Raw genomic sequence first — 21,412 nt, 5'->3', positions numbered from 1 at the left:
TTAGTCTTTCTTTTATTTTATTACACGTGAATGGAGATTTTAAGGAAAAATAAAGGCTGTCGAGATTTTCTCGACAGCCTGAGGCTGACTGATGTCAGCCTCTTTTTTGTATGTAACAAAATGTTCAATAGTGATTAGCTGTCTGCTTGTATCATAGTATTAGATTTCCGTTTCTCTGTCGTATTCAAGGAGAAAAAAGAATGAATGATGTCACAGTCTGTATCTGCTTTATGGGCGAAAATAGCTAAAAATCATCGGCATATCAAGCGATTTTGTACAGAAAGTGAAAGCGGCACAAAAGGCAGCTTGCCCTATATCTTTTTGCATTTTGATATTCTAGCATAAAGAAGAATCCAACATAAAGTTGGAAAATATGAGAAAGAAAGGAAGTTGTAGTATGAAAAAATTGCTGGCTGCCAGTATCATTGGATTGCTGACTGTCTCTTTTGCATCCCCGTCCTTTGCCGCTGAGAAACAGGCTGATACAAATGTGGCTGTTTTGTTTGATGGAAGCGGAAGCATGGTTCAAAAAACAGGAGGAGAGCGCAAAATAGATATTGCCAAAAAATCCGTAAAGTCGTTTGCCGAGCTGCTTCCGAAGGATACAAATTTGATGCTTCGCGTTTTCGGGCATGCTGGAAACAATAAACTGTCAGGTAAAGCTCTTTCATGCGGCACGACAGAAACCATTTACGGCCTTCATCCATATGAAGGATCACTGTTTGACAATTCATTGAGCGAGATCAAGCCAACAGGCTGGACACCGATTGCCAAAGCACTTTCAGATACAAGAAAAGAACTTGAAGCATTTGACGCAAACGGAAAAAATGTGGTGTATGTCATCACTGATGGTGAAGAAACGTGCGGCGGAGATCCAGCGGCGGAAATTGAAAAGCTTCGCGAAGCAAATGTGGATACGATTGTAAACATTATTGGGTTTAACTTTGATGTAAAAGGGAACGAAGAGATGAAACAGGCGGCTGTTGCTGGCGGAGGAGAATATATCTCAGCGGCCAGCGCAGATGAATTCGAACAGACCTGGGAAAAAGAAGCACAAAAATTTACTGAGTAATTGTTTGTATGAAGGCGCTCCCCCAGGCGCCTTTTTCTATTGGTTTAAAAACGATCTGTGCGGGAAAGATACCCTTAAAAGGGGTTGAATATATGAGATTATTAGGCATGATTTTTCTTATAGCCGCCGTGGCGTTTGTTTTGCTCGGTGTTTTTCTAAAACTGGCAGCCTTCTTTTTTGTCAGCATTCTCACCTTGATCGCAGCGATTGTGCTGTTTGTGATCCTGAAAAAAAACCAGCATCATCACACGTAGAGCCCTTTATACAGAAGGCTCTCAGCGTGTCGGCAAACCCCGCATTTATTGTCAAGGCACCTCGGTGCTCAGGTGTTATGAAACGAACGGCGGCTAAATGCTTAGGCGTCCTGCCTACACACCGCCATCATCACATCCTGTAAAAGCCCTTTATACAGAGGGCTCTTTTTGTGTCTCAGAATTCGACAAATTCCGGGGAGTGTGAAAAAATATAATGGCAGGAACATTGCGGAGGGGAAAGAAATTGAACGATAAAGTAACTGCGGTCAGGGATGTATGGCGTTATGAACAAGGGGAAATCAGTAAAATAGAAGACCGGATGGTGACGGAGCATCCATTGACAGTGATACTAAACGGGAATGAATTTGTGACACTCGTTTGTACGCCGGAGCATATGAAAGAGCTTGTCATTGGATTTCTCGCATCAGAGGGTGTTATACGATTTCAAAAAGAGATTAAAAGGTTTACAATAGATGAAAGTCTCGGTTTTGTTTATGTCGATCTCATTCATCCTGAGACGTTGGATCAAAAGGATTATACAAAACGGGTGATCGGCTCATGCTGCGGGAAGGGCCGCCATTTTTACTTTCAGCAAGATGTCAAAACCGCCAAAACGGCTGTCAGCCAAATGAAGATATCGCCTGAAGCATGTCTGGCGCTGATGAAAGATTTGCAAAATGGGAGCGGAACGTTTCAGGATACGGGAGGCGTCCACAATGCGGCGCTTTGCGACACAGAAAAACTGCTGTTGATGCGCACGGATATCGGCCGGCACAACGCGCTAGATAAATTATACGGGCACTGCCTGCTGAACGGGATATCTGTCCGCGACAAACTGATTGTGTTCAGCGGCAGAATCTCATCAGAAGTCCTGTTAAAAGCGGCAAAAATCGGCGTGTCGATTGTGATTTCCAAATCGGCACCGACGGAGCTTGCGATTCAAATGGCAGAAGAATTAAATATCACAGCGATCGGTTTTGTCAGAAACGGATCGTTTAATGTATATACACACCCCGAGAGAGTCGGGGGATAGGAAGGGGCTGTAGCTATGATTACAGAATCGCGCCAGATGTTGGATAAAAGAAACAGGCCGCTGAGAGACCTTCGCATATCTGTTACAGACCGCTGCAACTTCCGATGCACGTACTGTATGCCCGCCGAATTATTCGGTCCGGATTATCCTTTTTTAAAGAAAGAGGAGCTGCTTTCATTTGAGGAACTGGAACGGCTTGCGGCGCTGTTTGTCACAAGGTTCGGCGTTGAAAAAATCCGCCTAACCGGCGGAGAGCCTCTCATGAGAAAGGATATGCCTGAATTAATTAGAAAACTGGCCCGCATTCCGGGTGTCCGTGATATTGCGATGACGACAAACGGATCTTTGCTGCCTGTTTATGCGGAGAGGCTCAAGGAAGCCGGGCTGAAAAGGGTCACGATCAGCCTTGATTCTTTAGAGGACGAGCGTTTCAAAAAGATAAACGGGCGCGGGGTTTCTGTCAGCAAGGTGCTGGAAGGCATTGAAGCGGCGAAGGAAGCGGGTCTCGGTGTGAAAATCAACATGGTTGTCCAAAAGGGCGTTAATGAAAAAGATATCCTGCCTATGGCCCGTTATTTTAAGGAAAAAGGGCACATCCTGAGGTTCATCGAATTTATGGACGTGGGCAACACCAACCAATGGGAAAAGAAGGACGTTATGACAAAGGCGGAAATCATTGATTTGATCAATGGACACATGCCGGTTGAATCGATAGCCCCTAATTATAAAGGTGAAGTGGCTTCCAGGTTCCGCTACTTGGATGGATCGGGGGAAATCGGCGTCATATCGTCTGTATCTGATGCGTTTTGCGGATCATGCAACAGGGCCCGTCTTTCTGCAAGAGGGGAGCTGTTTACCTGCTTATTCGCTGCAAGCGGGTTTGACCTCAGAGCGCCGGTGCGGCAGGAGTTAAGCGATGACGAACTGGCAGAGATGATCGGCACGGTATGGAAAAATCGGATTGATCAATATTCGGTCGACCGTACGCTATCAAAAGCATCAGATAAAAAGAAAGTGGAAATGTCTTATATTGGCGGCTAAATTCATGTAAAGAGCTTATCGGCACTGTCCGATAAGCTTTTTTTATATAAGGGCAAAAAGTATTTGCAAACACCGTATTATATAAGGATAGGCATAAAGAAGGAATCATTGTAAGAATTTTTAATTCCAGTGCCATACATTATGATAAAATATAACCAATTAGATAATAGAAAGGGTTGGAGGGGCATGGCCGCGTACGAGATCCCGTCATCTCAAGTAGGAGTGAAAATCAATAAGTGGTATAAACGCATTTTAGCATTTCAAGTGGCTGATGCCGTAAAGCTGAAGGAAGAAATTGATCAAGACATAGAACAGATGGAAGAGGATCAGCTGCTTCTCTTGTATTATCAGCTGATCAGCTACAGGCACCAAATGATGCTGGATTATGTAAAGCCCGACCTGCACGAGGAATCTCAGCTTCAATATCGTGAATTGATCAAAACGCTGGAAAGCAATCAAGACAGCATCTCCGGATTATCTGAGTATTATTTTCACTTGTTTAGAGGAATGTACGAGTTTGAACAGAACAATTACATCTCGGCTATATCCTTTTACCGGAAAGCTGAGAAGATGCTTACGTTTGTAGAAGATGAAATTGAAAGAGCGGAATTTCATTTTAAAGTGGCGGAAGTCTTTTATATTATGAAGCAGACGCACTTTTCCATGAACCATTCCATACAGGCGCTTGAGACATATAAGGATTATGATTTTTACAGAGTCAGAAGAATTCAATGCCATTTCGTCATATCGGGCAACTATATTGACTACAGAAATTATGAAAAAGCGCTTGAGCATTTGGATGACGCGTATCGCCTTGCTTTATTGGAAGGCCAGCCCCGTTTGATTGGATCTGCCCTCTACAATATAGGGAATTGCTATGACGATAAAGGCGAGCTGGATCAAGCTGCGGCTTACTTTGAAAAAGCGCTGCCTGTCTTTGAGGAGCATCAGCTGGAACAGCTCCCGAAAGCGCTCTTCAGCCTGACTCGCGTTCTTTTCAAAAAAGAAGATGTCCAAGCTGCGATGCGATACTATGAAAAAGGGGTTTTCATCGCTCAAAAACGAAACGATTTCTTCAGTCTGGCAAAATATAAATTTCTGCAGGCCTTATATGTGGAATCTGTCAATGTCGATATGATTCAAGAAGTATTTGACTATATGGAAGAAAAAGCACTGTACGTATATATTGAAGAATTCGCCTTAGAGGCTGCCGCCTATTTCAGTCATCGCGAACATTACAAAGAAGCGGTGTATTATTATGAAAAAGCGGTTGGCGTAAGAGACATGATCCAAAGGAACGACTGTTTATATCAAGTGTAAGACGAAACCATCTGCTGGCAGATGGTTTTTTTTATACAAAAAAAGGGGAGCATTGGAACGTTTATTTCCGGACAAAACAGGAAAAATCGCTACATATGCTTTTAAACAATTGGCTGGATTCATTCAGTGTTAGGGTCAATGACAAGCATGAGGGGGAATTGAATGTTTGGTTTCAATGATATGGTGAAGTTTCTATGGTCTTTCCTCATTGTTCTGCCGCTTGTACAGATCATACATGTTTCAGGGCACAGCTTTATGGCTTTTATTTTTGGGGGAAAAGGATCATTGGATATTGGGATGGGCAAAACGCTGTTCAAGATTGGGCCGATACGGATCAGAGCGATCTATTTCATCGATTCTTTTTGCAGGTTTGGTGAGCTGAAAACCGACAATCGGTTCTCGCATGCACTTGTGTATGCCGGGGGCAGCCTGTTTAATCTGATAACGATTTTCGCTGTCAATTTGCTGATTATACACAGTGTATTAAAACCGAATGTATTTTTCTATCAGTTCGTCTATTTTTCTACGTATTATGTGTTTTTCGCCCTGCTGCCGGTTCGATATTCAGAAAAAAAGTCATCAGACGGGCTGGCGATTTACAAGGTGCTTCGCTACGGAGAGCGCTATGAAATCGATAAATAACATTCAATTGTTTACCGTCTCTCAGATCGGGAAGATAACAAGTACACAGATCTTGAAGGGAGAGAATCAACATGGGTAACGATAGTGTAAAAGATAAAATGAAAGGCGGCTTTAATAAAGCCAAAGGAGAAGTGAAGGACAAAGCCGGAGATATGACCGATAAAGCGGACATGCAGGCTGAAGGCAAAAAAGATAAAGCGAAAGGCGAGATCCAAAAGGATATCGGGGAAGCGAAGGATCGATTCTCAAATAAAGATTAATCATACGGAAAAGGCAGGAAACGATATGTTTCTTGTCTTTTTTTGATGTAACCAAATGTAACAAAAAAGTCCATTGATTTGGTTAAAGTATCCAAATTTTTTAAATATTCTTTGAATTAATATCCCTCTTCTATATAATAATGACATGAGTTGTTAACTTTTATTACATTTAATGGTGAAATTTAGACAAAGGGAGGCTCTGAATGAAAAACTAAAGGGTTGGCATACAATCTGTTTTTCTGTTGTTTCTGCTTATGATTCTGATAACGGGATGCGCTGCGCCGAAGAAAGTGTCGGAAGCCAGCGGAGATGCGAAAAAAACGGTTGATATCGACACAAGCGGGGATGCAGTGAAGGTTGGGATTCTTCACTCGTTAAGCGGGACAATGGCGATCAGCGAAGTGTCCGTTCATGATGCGGTATGGAATTACTTCCAGACAACCAATACGAGCGAAAATCAAACGTTCGTGAAGAACTATAAAAAGATGAATGGCGGTAACAGGGTGACGAACGACCCGATTGAAGCGGGTTATAATACGGTTTATCTCTGGGCGGCTGTTGAAAAGCCAAGTCCTTTGATGTCAATAAAGTGAAGAAAGCGGCTGACGGGATTCATTTATTGCCCCGGGCGGCACAGTGAAAATCGATGGAGATACACAGCATCTTTACAAAACGGTCAGAATCGGGGAAATCATGGGGGATGGACAGTTTAAAGAAGTATTGGAACTCCGGTGATCTGGTAAAACCTGATCCGTATGTTGGGCAAAAGGGTTAACTAAATAAATCAAAGCCGTTTGCGGCGGAGGAGGTTCATTATGACACAATTTATTAAAAGGGGTCATAGGCCTGCTTCCAGCTAAACAGGGGGATATTTGTTTTAAACAAACGTTTATTCAAAACGAAAAGGCGGAAAAACGGGCCAGAATGGGGATTGCGTACGTTCCGCAGGGAAGAGATATCTTTGCCTCCTTAACCGTTCGTGAAAACCTGCTGCTCGGGGAGGAGCCGCTTCCGAAGAAGAAGCGGACGGGGCAGGTAAAGGAAGAGATTTTTCAGTGGTTTCCTGTTTTAAAGGAAATGCTTGACCGCAAAGGCGGCGATTTAAGCGGAGGGCAGCAGCAGCAGCTTGCAATTACCAGAGCGCTGATGGGAAATCCAAAAATTATTTTACTTGATGAACCAATGGAAGGAGTTCAACCTTCAATTGTCGAACTAATCAGACAAGTTATCATAGAAATTTCCAGAAAAAATGACATTTCGGTTATGTTAGTCGAGCACAGTCTGGAAAATGCGTTAACATGTGCTGACCACCTTTATGTGATCGACAGGGGAACGGTTATTGATGATGGGAAGGCCGATGAAGAAACGGCACGCCGCTTTGAAAGGCATCTTACTGTATGATTTTTATGCTGAAGTAAGGGAGGTGATGTCCCGCCTGCATGTTCCCTAAATTCGCAGTAACCACATCTGCTTTATATGAAAAAAGAAGGAGGACTACAGATGAAACTGACACCGGTTGAACAAGAGAAATTGCTCATTTTTGCAGCGGGAGAACTAGCCAAACAGCGAAAGGAGCGCGGCGTTCTGCTGAATTATCCCGAGGCCGCCGCTTATATCACCTGCTTTATCATGGAAGGCGCACGTGACGGAAAGAGAGTGGCGGAGCTGATGGAAACCGGCCGCCATGTGTTAACGGAAAAAGACGTGATGGAGGGTGTGCCTGAGATGCTCGACAGCATTCAGGTGGAAGCCACATTCCCTGACGGAGTAAAGCTTGTCACCGTACATCAGCCGATTTCTGCGGAGGTGACGTCATGAAGCCGGGAGCATTTCAAATTGCTGAGGGAACGATTACGATTAATGAAGGCCGTCAGACACGGGAGGTAACGGTGAAAAACACCGGATCACGCTCCATTCAAGTCGGCTCGCATTTTCATTTTGCGGAAGCCAATCGTGCATTATCGTTTGATCGTGAACAAACCATCGGCATGCGTATCGACATTCCGTCAGGCACATCAGTCCGTTTTGAGCCAGGTGAGGAGAAAACCGTCACGCTTGTTGAATTCAGCGGACGAAAAACAGTACGGGGACTGAACGGAATGGCCGATACATATATCGATGGACGCGGCAAAGAAAAGACGTTAGCCAACTTAAAGCAATCCGGCTGGATGGAGGGTGTAATCCGATGAAGATGTCACGGGAGCAATATGCGGAGCTGTTTGGCCCGACAACGGGCGATAAAATCAGATTGGGCGATACGGATTTATGGATCGAGGTTGAACAGGATTTCACAGTATACGGTGAAGAAATGGTCTTTGGCGGCGGAAAAACGATCCGTGACGGCATGGGTCAAAACGGCAGAATCACAGGGAAAGATGGCGCTTTGGATTTGGTCATTACCAACGTCGTGCTCTTGGATTACTCAGGCATTGTTAAAGCGGATGTCGGTGTTAAGGACGGACGGATTGTCGGCGTCGGAAAAAGCGGAAACCCTGATATCATGGACGGAGTCGATCCGCATATGGTCATTGGCGCGGGTACAGAGGTAATTTCCGGTGAAGGCAAAGTCTTAACAGCCGGAGGAGTGGATACGCACATTCATTTTATTTGCCCTCAGCAGATGGAAGTTGCGCTTTCTTCAGGTGTGACAACCCTTTTGGGAGGCGGAACAGGACCCGCCACAGGAAGCAAAGCGACAACATGCACATCCGGCGCGTGGTATATGGCAAGAATGCTGGAAGCAGCCGAGGAGTTTCCAATCAATGTCGGCTTCTTAGGAAAAGGGAACGCGTCCGATAAAGCGCCACTGATCGAGCAGGTGGAAGCAGGCGCCATAGGTCTTAAGCTTCACGAGGACTGGGGCACGACGCCAAGGGCCATCAAAACGTGTATGGAAGTCGTGGATGAGGCTGATATTCAAGTCGCCATCCATACTGATACAATTAATGAAGCAGGCTTCTTGGAAAACACGCTCGATGCAATCGGGGACCGGGTCATTCATACTTATCACATTGAGGGAGCAGGCGGCGGCCACGCCCCGGATATAATGAAGCTCGCCTCTTACGCAAACATTCTGCCGTCATCCACAACGCCAACCATTCCTTACACCGTTAATACGATGGATGAGCATCTTGATATGATGATGGTCTGCCACCATTTAGATGTGAAAGTGCCTGAAGATGTGGCGTTCAGCCATTCCAGAATCAGGGCTGCGACCATTGCGGCAGAGGACATTCTCCATGATATCGGCGCGATCAGCATGACATCATCGGATTCCCAAGCGATGGGACGGGTCGGTGAAGTGATCATCCGAACGTGGCAAGTAGCCGACAAAATGAAGAAGCAGCGCGGCGCTCTTGCCGGTGAAAACGGAAACGACAATGTGCGGGCAAAACGCTATATTGCCAAATACACAATTAATCCGGCGATTACACATGGCCTCAGCCATGAAGTCGGCTCGGTGGAAAAAGGGAAGCTCGCAGATCTGGTTCTGTGGGACCCGGTATTCTTCGGTGTAAAACCGGAACTAGTCTTAAAGGGCGGCATGATTGCCCGTGCGCAAATGGGAGATCCGAACGCGTCCATTCCGACGCCTGAACCGGTATTTATGCGCCAAATGTATGCATCGTACGGAAAAGCCAATCGCTCAACCTCAATTACATTTATGTCTCAGGCAAGCATTGAGCGGGGGGTGGCGGAAAGCTTAGGGCTGGAAAAAAGAATTTCACCAGTCAAACATATCAGAAAGCTCAGCAAGCTGGATATGAAATTGAACTCAGCTTTGCCGAAGATCGAAGTTGACCCAAAAACCTATCAGGTCTTCGCGGACGGAGAGGAATTGTCTTGCCAGCCTGTCGATTACGTTCCGCTCGGACAACGATATTTCTTATTCTGACAAGATGCGGCCGGAGTGAATCCGGCCGTACTATTGACTCAAAACGGTGCACAAGATCCCCTCTTTAGTGTATATTAAATGTTGACAAACGAATCAAGTGTAACTATTATAGTTACAACGGTGGTGAAAAACATGATTAACAGCCGTCTTGCTGTTGCCATTCATATTTTATCCCTCATTTCGATGGATGAAAAAGAGTCTTCAGAAACCATCGCTGGCAGCGTCAACACCAATCCGGTTGTCGTGCGAAGAATGATCAGCATGCTGAAAAAAGCGGATATTCTCACATCCCGCGCCGGGGTTCCGGGTGCAAGCCTCAAAAAAGATCCGGCTGATATTTCTCTTTTAGAAGTATATCGAGCTGTCCAAAAGCAAGATGAACTCTTTGCGGTTCATGAAAACCCGAATCCGAACTGTCCGGTAGGGAGAAAAATTCAGAACGCACTGGATGAAACATTTGAAAGTGTGCAAAAAGCGATGGAAAATGAACTGGCAAGCAAGTCATTAAAAGACGTTATGAATCATCTCTTTTAATCAAAAGGGATGACTTCTCACCGCCAACATGTAACTAAAATTGTTACAACAAGGAGGACATGAAACATGAAAATTGGAATTATCGGTGCAAGCGGAAAAGCAGGGAACGAGATTTTGAAAGAAGCGAAAACAAGAGGCCATGAAGTGACTGCCATCGTCCGAAACGCTTCAAAAGTGCAGGAACAGGGCATAGCGATTTTGGAGAAAGATGTGTTTGAACTGACTGCAGAAGATATCAAGCCTTTCGATGCGGTCGTCAACGCTTTTGGAGCAGCGCCTGGTGAGGAGCATCTTCATGTGGAGGCAGGCAGAGCGCTAATCAGCATCTTAAAAGATGCGAAAAACACAAGATTGCTTGTCGTCGGCGGAGCAGGAAGCCTGTTTGTTGATGAAGCCAAAACAACCCGTTTAATGGATACATCGGAATTCCCGAAAGAATATGTGCCGACTGCATCAAATCAAGGGGAGAACCTGAAAGATTTGCTGCGGACAGACTCCATTTCCTGGACGTTCCTCAGTCCAGCGGCATTTTTTGATCCAGCAGGAAAACGGACGGGTACTTACCAAAAAGGAAAAGACAATGTCATCGTAAACGAAAAAGGCGACAGCTATATCAGTTATGCAGATTACGCCATTGCCGTATTGGATGAGCTTGAACAACCTGCACACTTAAATGAGCGCTTCACAGTGGTAAGCGAAGCGGAATAATAAAAAAATCGGAGCCTCCTTCGGTTCCGACGTGACGGCAAATCCGTGTCTTATGACAGGAACGGCGGTTAATCGCCTCAGGCGTCCTGCCTAAATGGCGCCATTATCACATCCTGTAAAAGTCTGATTTGATGCTTAGACTTTAAGGGGGTTCCAGCACGCTGAAAAGATGACAAAATCCTAAAACGATAAACCGTTTTAGGATTTTGTCAACAATCTGAAACCCGGAGTTTCCTCCGGGTTTTTCTCATTAATAAGTGTTGTACGTATCATAATCGCTGAAAATGCCGTCAGCAATTCCAAGCATTAAAAAGATGAAAAAGGCGATAATCGCAAGAACCGATACAGCAATGCTCACGATTAAATAAATCCCTTGCATCTTCACAAACTTCGCGTAATTCTCCAGCATGAAGTCTTTAGACTGTTCGCTGTTGTGCTCAGCCATTTGGCCTGCTTCTTTCGCTGATCGCATCAAAAAGATTCCGGCGATGATTTGCAAGACGCCCGGCACAGCACCAATTAGAAAGAAAAACGCGCCTGAAAGCGCGGTAAGAGCGCCCATAATAATAAATAAGATGCCTGTTGCTTTCCCCCATTTTGAAATGCTGACGAGGGTTTTGTTCATTGTTTCAGGATTCATATACACTGGCTCCCCCTTTACAAAAAAATACTCACTTTTCATTTATACACTATTTGTGAGAAGTTTTATATATCGAAAATAACATTTTTGGGGTTGACCCTGACGTTGCGTGATTGTTTACGATGAAAAAGAGGAGGCGGCATTTATGAAATACCAAGTCAAACAAGTGGCGGACATAGCGGGCGTCAGCATTCGGACCCTTCATCACTATGACGATATTCAGCTTTTGAATCCTTCAGCGATTACTGACGCGGGGTATCGTTTGTACAGTGATGCAGATTTGGAAAGACTGCAGCAGATTTTATTTTTCAAGGAAATTGGGTTTCGTTTAGATGATATTAAAGAGCTGCTGGATCATCCGAATTTTGACCGGAAAGAGGCGCTTCAGTCGCAAAAGGATATTTTAATAAAGAAAAAACAAAGAATGGAAGAGATGATTCAAACGATTGACAGAACGCTTCAGTCCATGAAGGAGGGAGAACAAATGAGTAAGCGGGATTTATTCGCCGGATTAAGCATGAAAGACATTGAAGAGCACCAGCAGACATATGCCGGTGAAGTCAGAAAGCTGTATGGAAGGGAAATGGCAGAAGAAACAGAGAAAAGGACATCTGCATATTCGGCGGACGATTGGCGGATGATCATGGCAGAATTTGATTCAATTTACAGACGGATCGCGGCGCGAATGGAGCACGGACCCGGTGATGCAGAGGTTCAGGTTGCTGTGGGGGCGTTTCGCGACCATATTTGTCACTATCATTATGACTGCACACTCGACATTTTCAGAGGGCTTGGGGACCTGTATATCACTGACGAACGATTTACCGATTCAATCAATCAATATGGAGAAGGCCTTGCCGCTTTTTTGCGGGAAGCGATGATGATCTACTGTGACTATCAGGAAAACCCCCGGCCATAAAAGCCGGGGGTGGCGCATCTTATAAAATCGGTGACAACAGCCGCGAGATGGACTCCTTTATTCGAATCCATAAGGGGCGCTGCAGGTATTCCTCATAGGTGTATTTTCTGGATACGAGCAAATCCTCTTTAAATGTAGAAACCAGTTTTTTCGCAATGGTGATATCGTAAATAAACGCATTCACTTCAAAATTCAGCCTGAAGCTTCGGACATCGATGTTCGCTGTGCCAACTGATGCGATTTCGTCATCCACCACGATGGTTTTGGCGTGAATAAAGCCATTATCGTAAATATAGACAGTGGCTCCGGCTTTCAGCAGATCGCCGATGTTCGAAAGTGTCGCCCAGTATACAAAGGCATGATCAGGTTTGTTCGGGATCATAATATTGACGTCAACACCAGACAGGCATGCGATCCTTAAGGCATCCAGCAGGCTTGCGTCAGGAATAAAATAAGGCGTCTGAATCAAAATGGAACGCTTGGCATTCGAAATCATTTTAATGTAGCCATTTTTAATTTGTTCCCATTCGGAATCCGGACCGCTCGTGACAATCTGCATCCCGACATTGCCTTTTGGGCCGTAATCAGGAAAGTGATTCGGAATATATGTCAGGGTATGGCGGTGGGAAGCTTGGTTCCAGTCTAGGATGAAACGTGTCTGGATGGCATGTACGGCCGTCCCCTGCAGCCGGATATGCGTATCCCGCCAATAACCGAATTTCGGATTAAGACCGAGGTACTCATCTCCGACATTAAATCCTCCGACATAACCGGTCATCCCGTCTATGATGACAAGCTTTCGGTGGTTCCGATAATTCAGCCGCAAGTTAATCGGCCTGAGCTTTGAAGGGAAAAAGACCTCCACATGCCCGCCGGCCTCACGTAGCTCTTTAAAAAACTTTTTTCTCAGTGTTCTGGATCCGAGCTCATCATAAAGCACCCGGACTTGAACGCCTTCTTTCGCTTTTTGGATGAGAGCATCCCGTAATTTTTTGCCTAATTCATCACCTTTATAAATATAATATTGTAAGTGGATATGATCCTTAGCCTTTGAAATGTCATGCAGCAGCCGCTGAAACTTATCCCGTCCGTCTGTGATCACGTCAACTGAATTATCCTCGGTGAACACAGCGTGATTATTCATAATAAGCATATAAATTAAATCTTTGTTATCAAAGGTTGCCCGGTTGTTGAACTGAAATTGCCTGGTTTCTAAATCTTCTAGCTGATGCTTCAGCAGCTTTTCGATACCGATCTTTTTCCGGTCCTCCCATTGAAACAATTGTTTGCGTCTGAGGTTATGGCCGAATAATAAGTATAAAATAAAGCCTAAAACGGGAATAAAGAAAAGAACAAGCAGCCACGCCCAAGATGCGCTGGCATCGCGCCGTTCTTTGAAAATGACAATGATGGCCAAAAGAATATTCAAAATGAAAAAAAGTGATAAAAGGATGGAAGAAATACTCACTTTGTAACCCCGCTCATTCATATTTATCAAGAAGATTGCCATTAGTATTCCATGATTAACAGCGATCTGATTCCCATTACAAATTATAACACTCACATTTTAAAAGAATAAAGAGCGGCGATCCAGATTCTTCGTGAAAAAACCGGGCAGATTTCTTTAAAACCAGTTTGCACCTGCGGTAAAATAAGCACATATGATAACGTTCGTAAAGCCTTGCAACATCAAATAAAGGGGGAGGATTACATGAACTTTTACAGAGTCGAACAAATGCCGGGGTTCATTAAAACAGAAATGCAAAAAATTCAAAAGGCTGTACAGCCTTTCATGAAGAAAACCGTCATTTACCGTTTTCTTGCGATTCCGCTTGCTGCATTCTCTCTCTTTCATTTGGCCGCTTATTTATTTCACGCTTCAGCTGACAGGGAGTCCTTGATCAGCATAGGAATATTCGCCCTTCTGGCGGCGCTTGGATTGGCATTTTTCAAAGAAGCAGGCTACCAGCGCAAACAAGTCCAAAAAACGGTACACATCTACATGCTGAACAGGATCAAAAAGAGCGACATCCTTTCAGAAGAGCGAAAAAACTCCTATACCCGACAGATTAAGGAAGAACCGTTTGCGATGCGCAGTTTTGTGGAATTTCTGACAGAAGAAGACAGACGTAAAAAAATGTATTAAATTAAAAGCTGCAAACCAGAACTGCACCCCGATTTGCCGGACATCAGGGTGCAGTTTTTTAATGGCGATATATTCTCTATTTCTGTAAAGCGGAGCGGGGGAGCATGGTTTATTAAGAGGCGGTATTTAAACTATAGAGAATCCCATCTCAGCGGTGTCCCTGCTGCAATATGTTTCTTGGCTGTTCTGCCAATCACGACCTCATAGTATTTTGGCTCCAAGCCATAACCGGGTCGCACAACTTGAATATTGTCTTTGGTGAACATGTCTCCGGCTTTTATATCTTTTTTTACATAAATAGAACGGCGGAATTTAAGCGAAGCTTTTTCCTCGGAAGTGGGTCCGTACGTGATCCGTCCTAATGCTTGCCACGCTCTTTTCGTTTCAACGACAAGCTCCTTCAATTCGAGGGGTTCCAGCGAAAAGGCAGAATCTACGCCGCCATCGGCTCTTGATAAAGTAAAATGTTTCTCAATCACAGTTGCGCCCAAGGCGACACTAGCCACAGCAACTCCTGTTCCCATTGTGTGATCTGATAAGCCAACTTGGCAGTTGAATAATTGTTTCATATGAGGAATCGTGGAGATATTGGTATTTTCCGGTGATGCCGGGTAGGTGCTCGTGCATTTCAGCAGTATGAGTTCTTTACAGCCGGCTTCTTTGGCGGCCCTCAAGGATTCATCAATTTCCGCTACTGTAGCCATTCCGGTAGAAATGATCATAGGTTTACCAGTAGCAGCGACCTTTTTGATAAGAGGGATATCGGTATTTTCAAATGAAGCTATTTTATAAATAGGAACCCCCAAGTCCTCCAGAAAGTCGACAGACGATTCATCGAATGGCGTACTCAAAGGGATCATTCCAAGTTCCCGGCATTTATCGAAGATTGGTTTATGCCATTCCCAGGGGGTGTACGCTTGCTCATATAATGTATAGAGCGTTCTGCCGGACCAGAGGCTATTTTCATCCTCGATTTTAAAATCTTTCGTATTCATATTTAATGTCATCGTGTCAGCGGTATATGTTTGTATTTTCAGTGCGTGTGCACCTGCTTTAGAAGCTTCCTCTATAATGTGAAAAGCACGTTCTAATGATTGATTATGGTTCCCGGACATTTCAGCAATAATAAACGGGGGATGATTCGGCCCGATTTTTCTTCCTTCCAACATGATTTCGTTCATTTTTGCACCTCCTTTTATTTATAGTCAAACCTCCTAAAGATTGGGCTCAGCTCTTCAGTACATTAAAATTTGTATCAAGGTCTTTGTGATCTATTCCTCTTTCAGCTAATTTCTTCAGCACTTTCGGTTTTTCCGCTATCCATTCTTCCTTTAAAAGGCCGTATCTGATGACATCAAGATATTTGTTCTTCCTTACGATGTGGTTTCGGAAATGGCCTTCTTTGCGAAAACCGAGTGATTGGTGGTATGACAAGCTTTTTTCGTTATTCGACAGGACTTCTCCGTAAACTTTCTCAACCTCTAACTGTTGAAACGCCCATTCTAATGCTAAAAACCCCATGACAGAACCGGAGCCTTTTGGACTCTGGGCCTCTCCGATATAAAACCCCCAGTAGCAGTGGTGATTATGATGATCCACATCTTTAAAACTGACAAAGCCGGTGTCTGTTTGATCAATGGTAAAGATAAAATAATGTTCTGTTTTTGAGGAATTCACATTCTTGAACCATTGATGATGCTGTTTTTCAGTTATGATTTGGTCGTTATACATCGATTGCCTGATTCTTTCATCGTTCCGCCAACGGAGAACTGTGTCTAAGTCTTTTTCTTTTAATGTCCTAAGGGAGTATGTGAACACAGATTTATCCCTTCCTTACTTTAAAATTTCCAATAAGAGATTTTGGCGACTATCAATATTTCCTTCTAGCAGCATGCGGGCTTTTTTGGCCATTTGTATGAATGACAAGGGGTTATTGATCATGTCGTGAAGGGCGGAGACGATATGTGATTCTTTGACTGATTCTTTAGGCCCCAGATATTGAATAGCGCCTATTTGATCGAGTGTTTGAGCGATCAGTTCTTGATTTTCAGCGACTGTGATCACGATGGCTGGAAGGCCGAGAAAGCAGCGCTCCCATGCAGCAGTTCCGCCCGCACCTATCGCAAGGTCGGCATTGTACATTAATTCTGCAATATGATTGACTTGGCAGTGAAAGTTGAAAAAAACATGTTTATTACAAATGGATTCAATTTCATTCTTATGAACATTGGTGCTTCCAATCACGATGTCCAGCTCAATATCACGGGAGGAAAGCTGCTGAAAGGCTTTCATGGCCTTTTTCGTTTCATTAGTGGGATCAGTGCCTCCAAAAAAGACAAGAATCTTTCTTATGCTTCCATTGCAGTTTTTGTTACTGGGACAAAATGAATAAAATTCGTCTCGCAATAAGACATACTCTGGCCCTAAAAATTGTTTGCAGCTTTTGGGGACCAAATGGACATAACGGTCTTTATAATGAGGATAAAAATTCTGGTCTAATAACATATCACAATCATGGAAACGGTCAGCCAGATCATCAATTACCATCATTTTTTTGACATGTTTTTTCACTTTCTTCTCCCAATTGATATCAATTGAGTAGTGATCAACGATAAGGAGAGAGATTTCCTTGTTCAGGTTTTTCATCGCATGAATGGTTTCGTCTGAGTCAACATGCCAAGGGACACCAAGCCAATCAGAATGGGGAGTTGCTTTAGGAATGAAAACATTCTTTTTAGGTTCTGGAAGCATAATGAGATCAAACTGCTGCTCGCGAACCACATCAGCTAGATGTCCCTGTAAGTCTCGGCAAACAAATATAATATGAGCTCCCTTTTTACGCAAAGCATGAGCAAGCGTGAGGCACCTCATGACATGGCCTGTGCCTATTTCAATTGAAGCATCTGCTCTGAAAAGAATATTCATAACAGCACCCCATCATCACTTATCTTTGTCATTGTTTTCATTAAAGAGTTCTTTTTGTTCTATTCGGGCGTTGAGTAAAGACCACTCCGGAAACGTGTTCAATAATGCTAATGTATCCTCTAAGCTAAAGTCAGGTTTAGTTGGATACAGATTTTCAATGATCTTTTTGATTAATAAAAAGTCCTCAGGTGTGTCCACAGTCCATCTATGCTGTTTTTGATTTTCGGCATTGGTGATATTAGCCAATTTGAAGCGGGCGGGATTCATGAAAATAAAGGGTGTTACGTGCTCTCGTTCATATTCAAGACTGGACTCGGCATGAGCTTTTTCTAACGACGAAGCTGAAAAAACTTCTATATCCATTCCGCGGGGGTACGTTCTATTTAACGTGTTAGACACATAATCATAGTGACCGTTTGCATCTAGATAATACGTAATGACTTTGTCAATGACACGATGATCAATAATAGGGCAGTCAGAGGTTAAGCGGACGATCGTTTCCGCTTTGCTCATTTTTGCAGCTTCGTAATACCTTGATAGAACATCATTTTCCGACCCGCAATAATAAGCAAGAGATAACCTCTTACTTAGCTCAACAATTGGTTTATCTATAGCATTTGTCGTTGTGGCGATCACAATCTCATCAATACGGGCTGACCTCATTATTCTTTCAATCTGATATTCCAGCAGAGGTTTATTCAAAACTTTTTTTAATACTTTGCCTGGCAATCTGCTGGAGCCCATCCGTGCTTGGATAATAGCCGTTACTGTCAACTCATCACCTCCTACGAATAAAAATCCACTACTTTTTTTAGTGCTTTGATCACGTCATCTGCATCTTTTTCGTTCATTGATTGAAACAGAGGCAAGGTGATGATTCCTTTATAAAGGGCTTCTGCATGTGGACATAGGCCGGCTTGATAACCTAAACGTTGATAGTAAGGATGTAGATACACAGGTATATAGTGAACGTTAACTCCGATATTTTCTTTTTGCATAGCGTTAAAAATGTCATCGCGAGTTCCCTTTAGCTGATCGAGATGTAAGTTGATAATATAAAGGTGCCAGCTTGAAGTTGAGGCTGCATCTTGGCTTGGGAGATGAATGTGGGAGATGGTTTTTAATTTTTCATTGTAGATTCTGGCAAGATGATTTCGTGTGTTAATAAAATCATCTATTTTTTTCAGTTGGCTGACCCCTAATGAAGCTTGGATATCTGTCATCCGATAATTGAAACCAAGGAAGTGCATTTCATAGTACCACGATCCATGGTCTTGGGTTAATTTTTTCGGATCACGGGTTATACCGTGACTGCGAAATTGGAGCAGCTTTTCATAATATGTTCTATTATTAGTCGTTATCATTCCGCCTTCGCCGGTTGTGATATGTTTGACGGGGTGGAAGCTAAACATCGTCATATCACTGATAGAACCGATTTTTTTTCCTTTATATGAAGCGCCTAATGCATGTGCAGCATCTTCAATGACGATTACGTTATTGGCTTTTGCGATTTTTTGAATTTGGTCGTGGTTCACCGGCTGTCCCGTGAAGTCTACGGGGATAATAGCCTTTGTTTTTGGGGTAATCAGCTTTTCAATAGAATCAGGGTCGATATTGTATGTGAGCGGGTCAATATCTGCAAAAACCGGTTTGGCGCCCATATACAAAATACAATTGGCGCTTGCCGCGAAGGTGATGGGTGTAGTAATCACTTCATCTCCCTGTGAAATTCCCGCAGCAAAGCAAGCTGCATGCAAAGCAGCTGTGCCGCTGGAAAATGCAACAGCATAGCTGCTGCCAGCATATTCAGCGACTTTCTGTTCGAATAAGTCAATGGTTGGGCCCGTCGTCAAATAGTCTCCACGTAAAATATCAACTACCGATTGGATATCTTCCTCATCCAGCCATTGTCTGCCGTATGGAAGGTAAGAATCTCTGACGGGCTTACCGCCTGCAATCGCCAATTTATTTTCACTATTCATATTCCATTCTCCTATTAAATAAGATTCGTGCCTTTAATCCATTCTTCTGTTTTTCTTATTCCTTCCTCCAAACTGACCTGAGGGCTCCAATTAAGGATTTTCTTTGCTTTTTCGTAGTTGCATAACAATTTTGGAATTTCACTTTGAGGATGGATATGCTCTACATGGTGAATGTTTTGTCTATCGCCTGCAATTAATGCTGCTAAATCATTAATAGAGATATCTCTTCCAAGGCCTGCGTTTATAATTTCACCGTTTGCTTTTTGGGAATAACCGGCCTGCACGACGAAATGAGCACAATCCTCAACATATAAAAGATCTCGTGTTTGAGTGCCATCCCCATATATATGCAGCTTTTTCCCGTCCAATTTATTTTTTATAAAAATCGCGACGACTCCGCCTTCGCCACCTGTTTTCTGGAAAGGCCCATACGTGTTAAACGGACGTATCACCACTGCTGGAAGACCATACGCATGATAATAGGAGAGCACCATGTTTTCAGCGGCGATTTTTGCACCTGCGTAAGGAGAAGCGGGTTTAATAGGGTCTGTTTCTTTAATGCCTTCAGCAAATGCAGCTCGGTCATACACCATACAGGTACTCATAAAAACAACTTTCACATTATGCTTTTTACATAATTCTAAAATGTTAAAAGTACCGATTGTGTCATTTTCAAATGTGGTTTTCGGATCGTCGATGCTGTCTTGTACGTTTATGCTTGCACCCAAATGATAGCAAATATCAAATTGGTTCAAGAAAAGATCTTCTAGTGTTTTTAGATCCTTTATATCTCCATTAATAAACTCGATAAATCCCGGAGCGTTCTTCAGCTCTTCAATATTTTCTAAACGCCCGTTCGACAAATCATCCAGCACCCATACTTGATGACCGTCTTCTAATAACTTTTTCACAACCCATCTGCCAATAAAACCTGCTCCTCCGGTAACGAGAATATTCATGACCATCTTCCTTTCCAGATTAAATGAGTTTTTGCGATTTTAATAATGTCAGGACTTCTCCTTTTGACATTTGCTCCTGGTCATTTGAACTATAAGTTCCTTCAGTTGCTTTTTTTGCTTGAGTATAATGATTTTTTTTCCCGAATGATGAAGGAATCACAAACATTTCAGGCAGCTCAAAAGCCATAGTTGATTCATCATGCGTCATCAGTTCTTCATACATTTTTTCTCCGGGGCGCAGCCCGATCTCTTGTATTTCAATTTCATCAACATTCAGATTGTGATTTTTGCATGTTTCTTCAACAACGACTGACACTAAGTCACGCAGTGAGATCACAGGCATTTTTAATATGAAAATTTCTCCGCCTTGAGATTCTTTAAGCGCACTAATTAATAATGACGTCGCCTGATCCAGTGTCATCATAAAGCGGTTCATGTTTAAATCCGTCACAGTCACTTTTTTTTGCTTTAAGATTTGTTCTGTAAACAAGGGAACTACGGAACCCCTTGAACCCATGACATTTCCAAATCGAACACAAGAAAAAACCGTCTCGGCTCTTCCCTTGCTGTATTGTGCAGCGGAAATTAATCTTTCAGCTGTGAGTTTTGTTGCGCCATATGCATTCGTTGGTGAGATTGCTTTATCGGAACTTGTAAAAACGACTTTTTTCACGTTTTGGGCAACGGCTGCTTTGATGACATGATTGGTTCCTATAATATTTGTCAGGACCGCTTCATAGGGATTGTATTCGCAAGCGGGAACATGCTTCATGGCAGCAGTATGGAAGACGTAGTCAATGCCGTCCATTGCATGTAAGACCCGGTCATAATCTCGCACATCTCCTATTAAAAATCTAATATCCTTTCTTGGCCCGATTTCGTTTTCTAGCATAAATTGTTTATATTCATCCCTGCTGAAGATTCGCACAACCTTTGGCTGATCCTTCAAAATATGTTGTAGAAGGCTTTTTCCAATCGTGCCTGTTCCGCCAATGATGAGTATTTTTTTATCTTTGAAAAACACTAGTCTGCTCACTTCCTTTTTCCGAATGGTAAAACAATGTCGGTTATTGGAGTATATG

The 21,412-nt window shown here is 43.3% G+C and carries 24 protein-coding genes and 1 pseudogene; 16 read left to right on the top strand and 9 right to left on the bottom strand.

The annotated features are described in order from the left end of the window. The first annotated feature begins 397 nt into the window (after positions 1–397). The 14 genes and pseudogenes from M1D98_RS17740 (at position 398) to M1D98_RS17675 (ending at position 10,759) form a co-directional block, all read left to right on the top strand. The gene (locus M1D98_RS17740; RefSeq protein WP_121643476.1) at positions 398–1,072 is read left to right on the top strand and encodes a vWA domain-containing protein; all 675 of its coding nucleotides are present in this window, start codon (positions 398–400) and stop codon (positions 1,070–1,072) included. Between the two features lie 92 nt (positions 1,073–1,164). Next, positions 1,165–1,326, top strand: a complete 162-nt coding sequence (locus tag M1D98_RS17735; RefSeq protein ID WP_010328907.1) for a hypothetical protein — start codon at positions 1,165–1,167, stop codon at positions 1,324–1,326. Between the two features lie 244 nt (positions 1,327–1,570). Then, positions 1,571–2,359: a formate dehydrogenase accessory sulfurtransferase FdhD gene (gene fdhD / locus M1D98_RS17730; RefSeq protein ID WP_435576312.1), complete on the top strand. Its 789-nt coding sequence runs from the start codon at positions 1,571–1,573 to the stop codon at positions 2,357–2,359. A gap of 15 nt (positions 2,360–2,374) precedes the next feature. Continuing rightward, positions 2,375–3,400: a GTP 3',8-cyclase MoaA gene (gene moaA / locus M1D98_RS17725; RefSeq protein WP_010328905.1), complete on the top strand. Its 1,026-nt coding sequence runs from the start codon at positions 2,375–2,377 to the stop codon at positions 3,398–3,400. 186 nt (positions 3,401–3,586) lie between these two features. Continuing rightward, complete coding sequence (locus M1D98_RS17720; RefSeq protein ID WP_456279797.1) at positions 3,587–4,720, top strand: response regulator aspartate phosphatase; 1,134 nt, start codon at positions 3,587–3,589, stop codon at positions 4,718–4,720. Positions 4,721–4,882: 162 nt separating this feature from the next. Next, positions 4,883–5,362, top strand: coding sequence for a hypothetical protein (locus M1D98_RS17715; protein WP_010328903.1), 480 nt, complete (start codon positions 4,883–4,885; stop codon positions 5,360–5,362). A gap of 71 nt (positions 5,363–5,433) precedes the next feature. Next, positions 5,434–5,622, top strand: coding sequence for a CsbD family protein (locus tag M1D98_RS17710; RefSeq protein ID WP_039075219.1), 189 nt, complete (start codon positions 5,434–5,436; stop codon positions 5,620–5,622). Between the two features lie 410 nt (positions 5,623–6,032). Further along, positions 6,033–6,397 (top strand): annotated as a pseudogene (locus M1D98_RS17705) (transporter substrate-binding protein); the annotation flags it as partial. A gap of 65 nt (positions 6,398–6,462) precedes the next feature. Beyond that, positions 6,463–7,023 (top strand): ATP-binding cassette domain-containing protein, encoded by a 561-nt coding sequence (locus tag M1D98_RS17700; protein ID WP_456280229.1) that lies wholly within the window; start codon positions 6,463–6,465, stop codon positions 7,021–7,023. A 99-nt stretch (positions 7,024–7,122) separates the two neighbouring features. Beyond that, positions 7,123–7,440, top strand: coding sequence for an urease subunit gamma (gene ureA, locus M1D98_RS17695; RefSeq protein WP_087992675.1), 318 nt, complete (start codon positions 7,123–7,125; stop codon positions 7,438–7,440). Then, positions 7,437–7,811 carry an urease subunit beta gene (gene ureB, locus M1D98_RS17690; protein ID WP_121643473.1) on the top strand — a complete coding sequence of 125 codons (375 nt, stop codon included), beginning with the start codon at positions 7,437–7,439 and terminating at the stop codon, positions 7,809–7,811. The genes ureA and ureB overlap by 4 nt, the downstream gene beginning before the upstream one ends. Beyond that, a complete protein-coding gene (gene ureC / locus M1D98_RS17685) occupies positions 7,808–9,517 on the top strand; it encodes an urease subunit alpha (RefSeq protein ID WP_456279796.1) in 1,710 nt (569 codons plus the stop codon). The genes ureB and ureC overlap by 4 nt, the downstream gene beginning before the upstream one ends. A gap of 132 nt (positions 9,518–9,649) precedes the next feature. Then, entirely contained in the window at positions 9,650–10,051 is a 402-nt protein-coding gene (locus M1D98_RS17680) for an Rrf2 family transcriptional regulator (RefSeq protein WP_010328896.1), read from the top strand. Between the two features lie 66 nt (positions 10,052–10,117). Beyond that, positions 10,118–10,759, top strand: a complete 642-nt coding sequence (locus tag M1D98_RS17675; RefSeq protein ID WP_456279795.1) for an NAD(P)-dependent oxidoreductase — start codon at positions 10,118–10,120, stop codon at positions 10,757–10,759. 250 nt (positions 10,760–11,009) lie between these two features. Here the strand turns inward: M1D98_RS17675 and M1D98_RS17670 are convergent, their stop codons facing one another. Next, a complete protein-coding gene (locus M1D98_RS17670; RefSeq protein WP_121643471.1) occupies positions 11,010–11,399 on the bottom strand; it encodes a DUF5362 family protein in 390 nt (129 codons plus the stop codon). Between the two features lie 145 nt (positions 11,400–11,544). On the opposite strand from M1D98_RS17670, the gene M1D98_RS17665 reads away from it, so the two are divergent. Beyond that, positions 11,545–12,318 (top strand): MerR family transcriptional regulator, encoded by a 774-nt coding sequence (locus M1D98_RS17665; protein WP_268559185.1) that lies wholly within the window; start codon positions 11,545–11,547, stop codon positions 12,316–12,318. A 19-nt stretch (positions 12,319–12,337) separates the two neighbouring features. Here M1D98_RS17665 and cls read toward each other — a convergent pair whose 3' ends face one another. Then, on the bottom strand, positions 12,338–13,786 hold the full coding sequence (gene cls, locus M1D98_RS17660) for a cardiolipin synthase (protein WP_010328892.1): 1,449 nt from the start codon (positions 13,784–13,786) through the stop codon (positions 12,338–12,340). A 243-nt stretch (positions 13,787–14,029) separates the two neighbouring features. Between cls and M1D98_RS17655 the strand changes: the two genes are divergently transcribed. Next, positions 14,030–14,464, top strand: a complete 435-nt coding sequence (locus M1D98_RS17655) for a DUF5392 family protein (protein WP_268526197.1) — start codon at positions 14,030–14,032, stop codon at positions 14,462–14,464. Between the two features lie 131 nt (positions 14,465–14,595). On the opposite strand, the gene pseI is transcribed toward M1D98_RS17655, so the two are convergent. The 7 genes from pseI to M1D98_RS17620 are packed head-to-tail and all read right to left on the bottom strand — an operon-like array spanning position 14,596 to position 21,354. Continuing rightward, positions 14,596–15,645 (bottom strand): pseudaminic acid synthase, encoded by a 1,050-nt coding sequence (pseI, locus tag M1D98_RS17650; RefSeq protein WP_010328890.1) that lies wholly within the window; start codon positions 15,643–15,645, stop codon positions 14,596–14,598. A 46-nt stretch (positions 15,646–15,691) separates the two neighbouring features. Further along, a complete protein-coding gene (pseH, locus tag M1D98_RS17645) occupies positions 15,692–16,282 on the bottom strand; it encodes a UDP-4-amino-4,6-dideoxy-N-acetyl-beta-L-altrosamine N-acetyltransferase (protein WP_010328889.1) in 591 nt (196 codons plus the stop codon). 15 nt (positions 16,283–16,297) lie between these two features. Further along, positions 16,298–17,389: a UDP-2,4-diacetamido-2,4,6-trideoxy-beta-L-altropyranose hydrolase gene (gene pseG / locus M1D98_RS17640; RefSeq protein WP_456279794.1), complete on the bottom strand. Its 1,092-nt coding sequence runs from the start codon at positions 17,387–17,389 to the stop codon at positions 16,298–16,300. A gap of 15 nt (positions 17,390–17,404) precedes the next feature. Continuing rightward, the gene (locus M1D98_RS17635) at positions 17,405–18,163 is read right to left on the bottom strand and encodes a cytidylyltransferase domain-containing protein (protein ID WP_456279793.1); all 759 of its coding nucleotides are present in this window, start codon (positions 18,161–18,163) and stop codon (positions 17,405–17,407) included. Positions 18,164–18,174: 11 nt separating this feature from the next. After that, positions 18,175–19,371 carry a UDP-4-amino-4,6-dideoxy-N-acetyl-beta-L-altrosamine transaminase gene (pseC, locus tag M1D98_RS17630; protein WP_456279792.1) on the bottom strand — a complete coding sequence of 399 codons (1,197 nt, stop codon included), beginning with the start codon at positions 19,369–19,371 and terminating at the stop codon, positions 18,175–18,177. A gap of 14 nt (positions 19,372–19,385) precedes the next feature. Further along, on the bottom strand, positions 19,386–20,330 hold the full coding sequence (locus tag M1D98_RS17625; RefSeq protein WP_010328885.1) for a dTDP-glucose 4,6-dehydratase: 945 nt from the start codon (positions 20,328–20,330) through the stop codon (positions 19,386–19,388). A gap of 19 nt (positions 20,331–20,349) precedes the next feature. Then, entirely contained in the window at positions 20,350–21,354 is a 1,005-nt protein-coding gene (locus M1D98_RS17620) for an SDR family NAD(P)-dependent oxidoreductase (protein WP_268526209.1), read from the bottom strand. Positions 21,355–21,412 lie beyond the last annotated feature (58 nt).

The organism is Bacillus sp. K7 (assembly GCF_053903245.1).
Note: the sequence above shows the minus strand (reverse complement) of the source record. Positions and strands in the feature narration are given on the sequence as shown.

Coding starts and splice junctions, on each gene's coding strand:
- M1D98_RS17740 (WP_121643476.1), top strand. CDS start 398: ATGAAAAAATTGCTGGCTGCCAGTATCATTGGATTGCTGACTGTCTCT.
- M1D98_RS17735 (WP_010328907.1), top strand. CDS start 1,165: ATGAGATTATTAGGCATGATTTTTCTTATAGCCGCCGTGGCGTTTGTT.
- moaA (WP_010328905.1), top strand. CDS start 2,375: ATGATTACAGAATCGCGCCAGATGTTGGATAAAAGAAACAGGCCGCTG.
- M1D98_RS17720 (WP_456279797.1), top strand. CDS start 3,587: ATGGCCGCGTACGAGATCCCGTCATCTCAAGTAGGAGTGAAAATCAAT.
- M1D98_RS17715 (WP_010328903.1), top strand. CDS start 4,883: ATGTTTGGTTTCAATGATATGGTGAAGTTTCTATGGTCTTTCCTCATT.
- M1D98_RS17710 (WP_039075219.1), top strand. CDS start 5,434: ATGGGTAACGATAGTGTAAAAGATAAAATGAAAGGCGGCTTTAATAAA.
- ureA (WP_087992675.1), top strand. CDS start 7,123: ATGAAACTGACACCGGTTGAACAAGAGAAATTGCTCATTTTTGCAGCG.
- ureB (WP_121643473.1), top strand. CDS start 7,437: ATGAAGCCGGGAGCATTTCAAATTGCTGAGGGAACGATTACGATTAAT.
- ureC (WP_456279796.1), top strand. CDS start 7,808: ATGAAGATGTCACGGGAGCAATATGCGGAGCTGTTTGGCCCGACAACG.
- M1D98_RS17680 (WP_010328896.1), top strand. CDS start 9,650: ATGATTAACAGCCGTCTTGCTGTTGCCATTCATATTTTATCCCTCATT.
- M1D98_RS17675 (WP_456279795.1), top strand. CDS start 10,118: ATGAAAATTGGAATTATCGGTGCAAGCGGAAAAGCAGGGAACGAGATT.
- M1D98_RS17670 (WP_121643471.1), bottom strand. CDS start 11,399: ATGAATCCTGAAACAATGAACAAAACCCTCGTCAGCATTTCAAAATGG.
- M1D98_RS17665 (WP_268559185.1), top strand. CDS start 11,545: ATGAAATACCAAGTCAAACAAGTGGCGGACATAGCGGGCGTCAGCATT.
- M1D98_RS17655 (WP_268526197.1), top strand. CDS start 14,030: ATGAACTTTTACAGAGTCGAACAAATGCCGGGGTTCATTAAAACAGAA.
- pseI (WP_010328890.1), bottom strand. CDS start 15,645: ATGAACGAAATCATGTTGGAAGGAAGAAAAATCGGGCCGAATCATCCC.
- pseG (WP_456279794.1), bottom strand. CDS start 17,389: ATGAATATTCTTTTCAGAGCAGATGCTTCAATTGAAATAGGCACAGGC.
- pseC (WP_456279792.1), bottom strand. CDS start 19,371: ATGAATAGTGAAAATAAATTGGCGATTGCAGGCGGTAAGCCCGTCAGA.
- M1D98_RS17625 (WP_010328885.1), bottom strand. CDS start 20,330: ATGAATATTCTCGTTACCGGAGGAGCAGGTTTTATTGGCAGATGGGTT.